Below are 206 nucleotides of genomic sequence, written 5' to 3'. Positions count from 1 at the left end.
GCATCCGTAGCTCAGCTGGATAGAGTACTCGGCTACGAACCGAGCGGTCGGAGGTTCGAATCCTCCCGGATGCACCATCTCTTACTTGATACGGCTTTAGTAGCGGTATCAAAATCTGCAATAAAGTAAGTTTCCCGATGCATCCGTAGCTCAGCTGGATAGAGTACTCGGCTACGAACCGAGCGGTCGGAGGTTCGAATCCTCCC

Annotated in this window: 2 tRNA genes; both read left to right on the top strand. The window is 52.9% G+C overall.

Annotated elements, in window-relative coordinates:
* Positions 1-77 (top strand) — tRNA-Arg (locus tag OGV67_RS01905).
* 70 nt (positions 78-147) lie between these two features.
* Positions 148-206 (top strand) — tRNA-Arg (locus OGV67_RS01900).

The organism is Citrobacter sp. CK188 (genome assembly GCF_030333525.1).
GTDB lineage: Bacteria > Pseudomonadota > Gammaproteobacteria > Enterobacterales > Enterobacteriaceae > Citrobacter_B > Citrobacter_B koseri.
Note: the sequence above shows the minus strand (reverse complement) of the source record. Positions and strands in the feature narration are given on the sequence as shown.